This window comes from Mycobacterium sp. TH-M106, from assembly GCF_057473765.1.
In genome coordinates this window covers 1-4696 of record NZ_JBYCLE010000385.1, presented here as the reverse complement: position 1 = coordinate 4696, position 4696 = coordinate 1, and the positions used below count along the sequence as shown (strand labels likewise).

The following is a 4696-nucleotide window of genomic DNA, read 5'->3' as shown; positions in this document are numbered from 1 at the left end:
GACGAGTTGGCCGGGGTGTCGTCAACCTGAGTACGGCCAAGGTGCCGGTGTTGATCACCGTCACCGGCGTCGATCAGCCAGGCGTGACGTCGGCGCTCTTCGAAGTGCTGTCCCGGCATCAGGTTGAGCTGCTCAACGTCGAACAGGTGGTGATTCGGGGCCGGCTGACGTTGGGCGTGCTGGTGGCCGCGGTGGCGGCGGTGGCCGACGGAACCGTGTTTCGTGACGACGTCACGGCAGCCGTCCACCGGGTCGGCCTGGACGTCACCATCGAACGCAGCGACGACGTGCCGACCATCCGAGAACCGCCGACTCACACCATCGTGGTGCTCGGCAGACCGATCACCGCTGCGGCGTTCGCTGTGCTGGCCCGGGAGCTCGCCGAGATCGGCGTCAACATCGACGTGATCCGGGGCGTCTCCGACTACCCGGTCACCGGGCTGGAACTGCGGGTGACAGTACCCCGGGGCGCCGCCGGTCAATTACAGATCGCGTTGAGCCGGGTGGCCGCCGAGCAGGGTGTCGACGTAGCGCTGGAGGACTCCAGCCTGGCGCGGCGCGCCAAGCGATTGATTGTGTTCGACGTCGACTCCACCCTGGTCCAAGGTGAGGTGATCGAGATGCTGGCCGCCCGTGCCGGAGCGCAGGACGCGGTCGCGGCCATCACCGAAGCCGCGATGCGCGGCGAGCTGGACTTTGCCGCTTCACTGCACCGGCGGGTCGCAACCCTTGCGGGTCTGCCCGCCGAGGTGCTCGACGAGGTGGCCGGGCAGCTGCAGCTGACCCCCGGGGCCCGCACCACGCTGCGCACGTTGCAGCGGTTGGGCTTTCACTGCGGCGCCGTGTCCGGCGGCTTCCGGCGGGTCATCGCGCCGCTGGCGGACGAGCTGAAGCTGGATTTCGTCGCCGCCAACGACCTGGAGATCGTCGACGGCAAACTCACCGGCCGAGTGATCGGTCCGATCATCGATCGGGCTGCCAAGGCCGAGGCGCTGCGGGACTTCGCCCGCCAGACCGGGGTGCCGATGGAGCAGACTGTCGCCGTCGGCGACGGCGCCAACGACATCGACATGCTGGCCGCGGCCGGGCTGGGGGTGGCGTTCAACGCCAAACCGGCGCTGCGGGAGGTGGCCGACGCGTCGTTGAGCTACCCCTACCTCGACACCGTGCTGTTCCTGCTGGGCGTCACCCGCGGCGAGATCGAAGCCGCCGACGCCGTCGACGGGGTGCTGCGCCGGGTGGAGATTCCGCCGGAGTAGCGGCGAGTCGACCCGCGGTCGGAAGACCCGGGGGGTGCCGCGGCATCTCGATACGGCACCATGGTTGGGTGCCCGAAACCGGAAGCGGCGCAGCCAACCCCGATCTGCTGATCGACTTCAAAGGTGTTTCACTGCACCGTGACGGCCGGGTGCTGGTGGGTCCGGTGGACTGGGCGGTCGAACTCGACGAACGCTGGGTGATCATCGGACCCAACGGGGCCGGCAAGACGTCGCTGTTGCGGATCGCCGCTGCGACCGAGCACCCGTCGAAGGGCAGCGCTCGTGTGCTCGGTGAGCAGCTGGGCCGGGTCGACACCGTCGAGCTGCGTGCCCGGGTCGGCTTGAGCTCTGCGGCGCTGGCGCAGCGGGTGCCCGACAACGAAACCGTCGGTGATCTGGTCATCTCCGCCGGCTACGCGGTGCTGGGCCGCTGGCGGGAGCGTTACGACGACGTCGACCACGATCGGGCGCTCGACATGCTGGAGAGCCTGGGCGCCGAGCACCTGGCCGACCGCCGTTACGGCACTCTCTCCGAAGGCGAGCGCAAACGAGTGCTGATCGCCCGCGCGCTGATGACCGACCCGGAGTTGCTGCTCCTCGACGAACCGGCCGCCGGCCTCGACCTCGGCGGTCGAGAGGATCTGGTAGCGCGGCTGGCCGACTTGGCCGCCGACCCGGACGCGCCGGCGATCGTGCTGGTCACCCATCATGTCGAGGAGATCCCGCTGGGCTTCTCCCACGGCCTCCTGCTGTCGGAGGGCCGGGTTGTCGCCGCCGGTCTGCTGCCCGACGTGCTGACCGGCGACAACCTGTCGGCGGCTTTCGGCCAGTCGATCACCCTGGACGCCATCGACGGGCGTTACTTCGCCCGCAGAACCCGCATCCGCGCGGCCCACCGGAGGCGGGCATGAGCGCCAGAGGGGAGCCGCTGACAGCCCCCCTGATACCAAGGCCGGCTGCGACGGTCGTGTTGGTTCGCGACAGTGCCCACAGCGCCCACAGTGCCCACAGTGCCCATGATGCCCACGGCATCTCGGTGTTCCTGATGCGGCGGCACTCCGGAATGCACTTCGCCCCAGGGGTGATGGTGTTTCCCGGCGGAGGGGTCGACGACCGCGACCGGAACCCGGTGACCGCCTGGTCGGGCCCGGAGCCGTCGTGGTGGGCGCAGCGATTCGGCATCGACGCCGGCCTGGCCGAGGCGCTGGTGTGTACCGCCGTCCGGGAAACCTTTGAGGAGTCCGGGGTGCTCTTCGCCGGGCCGGCCGACGACCCGCACACCATCGTGGCCGATGCCTCGGCGTACTCCGATTCGCGCCGCGCGCTGTCGGCCGGCGAGCTGTCGTTCGCGGCTTTTCTGCACCGGGAGAAGCTGGCGCTGCGTGCCGACCTGCTGCGGCCGTGGGCGAATTGGGTGACTCCGGAAGCGGAGCGCACCCGCCGCTACGACACCTACTTCTTCGTCGCAGCGTTGCCGGCCGGCCAGCGTGCCGACGGGCAGAACTCCGAATCCGACCTTGCCGGCTGGACCACGCCGGAGGCCGCCCTTGAGGACTTCGCGGCGGGCCGCACCTTGTTGTTGCCACCCACCTGGACGCAGCTGGACTCGCTGGCTGGCCGCGCTGTCGCCGAGGTGCTGGCGGTGGAACGCCGGATCACCGCAGTGCGAGCGGATGTCACCGGCGACGGTGACAACTTCGAGGTCGAGTTCTTCGACTCCGACCGTTACCAACAGGCCGGCGGCAGGTGGTGGGTGTGAGGGAGTTCGTCAGCGTCTTGACCAACTCGGCCAGCTCCGTCGGCGACCAACTCGCGACCCTGGTGCTGTCGCGCCCGCCCAGCAACGCGCTGACCCGGCAGGCCTTTCGGGAGATCGCCGCGGCGGCGGCCGAGGTGTCGCGGCGCGACGATATCGCCGCGGTGGTCCTGTTCGGTGGTCACGAAATCTTCTGCGTCGGTGACGATATGCCGGAACTGCGCACCCTGACGACGTCGGAGGCCGAGGCGGCAGCTCGGGTCCGTCGCGACGCGGTCGAGGCCGTGGCCTCGATCCCGAAGCCGACGGTGGCCGCGATCACCGGCTACGCGCTGGGCAGCGGACTGACGTTGGCGTTGGCCGCCGACTGGCGGGTCAGCGGCGACAACGCCAAACTCGGCGCCACCGAGATCCTGGCCGGCCTCGTCCCCGATGGCGGCGGGCTTAAGCGGCTGGCCCACACCATAGGGGTGAGTCGGGCCAAGGAACTGGTGTACAGCGGGCGGTTCGTCGACGCCGAGGAGGCACGGGCGCTGGGCCTGATCGACGACATGGTAGCCCCGGACAACGTCTACGACGTGGCCGCCAACTGGGCCGGTCGGTTCGTCGACGCTCCGCGGCAGGCACTGGCCGCGGCGAAAGCCGGCATCAACCGGGTGTTCAGCACCGGCGAGCCGACCCGAACAACCGAATTCCCTAAGCTTCTCATGTAGGCAGTTCCCCTTCAACCTTTTATCAGCTAACATCTATCGAATCCGTACGGCCTGGTCACAGTGAGATCGTGAGGAAGAGCCCATGCAACAACGCGCCACCCGCTCCTGGATCACCGCCGGCGTCGCCCTAGCGGGCGCCGGTGCCATCGCCGTCACCCCGGTGACAGTGAACGCCCCCGAGGTCCATGTCCTCGATGTTCAGCTCACCTCCGGCGAAGAGCAGATGGTGCTCGACCTGGTGCGGCACGGGCAGTCGACCGAAAACGCGGGGGGCATCACGGCACCCCTTAACACGGCGCCGCCCGGTGTTCCGCTCACCGATCTTGGCGAGCAACAGGCGATTACTGTCGGGCAGGCCCTCTACAACGGCGGCGACAACGACATCGATGGCGTCTACGCGTCGGCGTTTCTCAGGACCCAACAGACCGCATGGCCGTTGGATCAGTTGATGCTGGGAAACAGTGACTATCACGACATCCCGAGCGGTCCCACACCGCTACTCGAACCGAGCCAGATCCTGCCCGGGCTCGACGAGGTCAATGCCGGCATTTTCAACGGCACACCGGAATATCTCGGGGGCATTCCCTACCTTGTGCCGCTACTTTCCTGGTCACTGCTCGGGCAGTGGTGGGTACCGATGCTGGGTTCGGCCAGCAACCCCAACGGGATGGCGTTCGAGGACCGCTACACCGACGCGATTCAAACGATCTACAACGCGGGCGGCCCCACCACCGACGGTGAACTGCACGACGTGGCTTTTTCCCACGGCGCGGCGATGCTTGCCTGGACACTGATGACCGTCAAAAACCCCGATCTGGCGGTGATCCTCGCCGATCCGGTGTTGCCCAACACCGCTCAGGTCGTGGTCCAGGGCAACCCCACCGACGGCTGGACGCTGATCAGCTGGGACGGGACGGACGTCCCGCAGCATCCGGGCTTGCTGACGGGATTGTTTGTCGACTGGCGCG

At 68.4% G+C, this 4696-nt stretch carries 5 protein-coding genes; all 5 read left to right on the top strand.

Features of this window, described 5'->3' with window-relative positions; translation table 11 throughout:
* Positions 1–26: 26 nt before the first annotated feature.
* Positions 27–1259 (top strand): phosphoserine phosphatase SerB, encoded by a 1233-nt coding sequence (gene serB, locus AC2VOP_RS13790; RefSeq protein ID WP_486961492.1) that lies wholly within the window; start codon positions 27–29, stop codon positions 1257–1259.
* Positions 1260–1327: 68 nt separating this feature from the next.
* The gene (locus AC2VOP_RS13785; RefSeq protein ID WP_486961491.1) at positions 1328–2170 is read left to right on the top strand and encodes an ABC transporter ATP-binding protein; all 843 of its coding nucleotides are present in this window, start codon (positions 1328–1330) and stop codon (positions 2168–2170) included.
* Positions 2167–3018 (top strand): NUDIX hydrolase, encoded by an 852-nt coding sequence (locus AC2VOP_RS13780; RefSeq protein WP_486961490.1) that lies wholly within the window; start codon positions 2167–2169, stop codon positions 3016–3018. The genes AC2VOP_RS13785 and AC2VOP_RS13780 overlap by 4 nt, the downstream gene beginning before the upstream one ends.
* Positions 3015–3728 (top strand): enoyl-CoA hydratase, encoded by a 714-nt coding sequence (locus AC2VOP_RS13775; protein ID WP_486961489.1) that lies wholly within the window; start codon positions 3015–3017, stop codon positions 3726–3728. The genes AC2VOP_RS13780 and AC2VOP_RS13775 overlap by 4 nt, the downstream gene beginning before the upstream one ends.
* An 82-nt stretch (positions 3729–3810) precedes the next feature.
* The coding region (locus AC2VOP_RS13770; RefSeq protein WP_486961488.1) for a histidine phosphatase family protein at positions 3811–4696 on the top strand (886 nt) is incomplete at its 3' end.

Bases quoted from the DNA above. Each gene is read 5' to 3' on its own strand.
- AC2VOP_RS13780 (WP_486961490.1), top strand. From the start codon at position 2,167: ATGAGCGCCAGAGGGGAGCCGCTGACAGCCCCCCTGATACCAAGGCCG.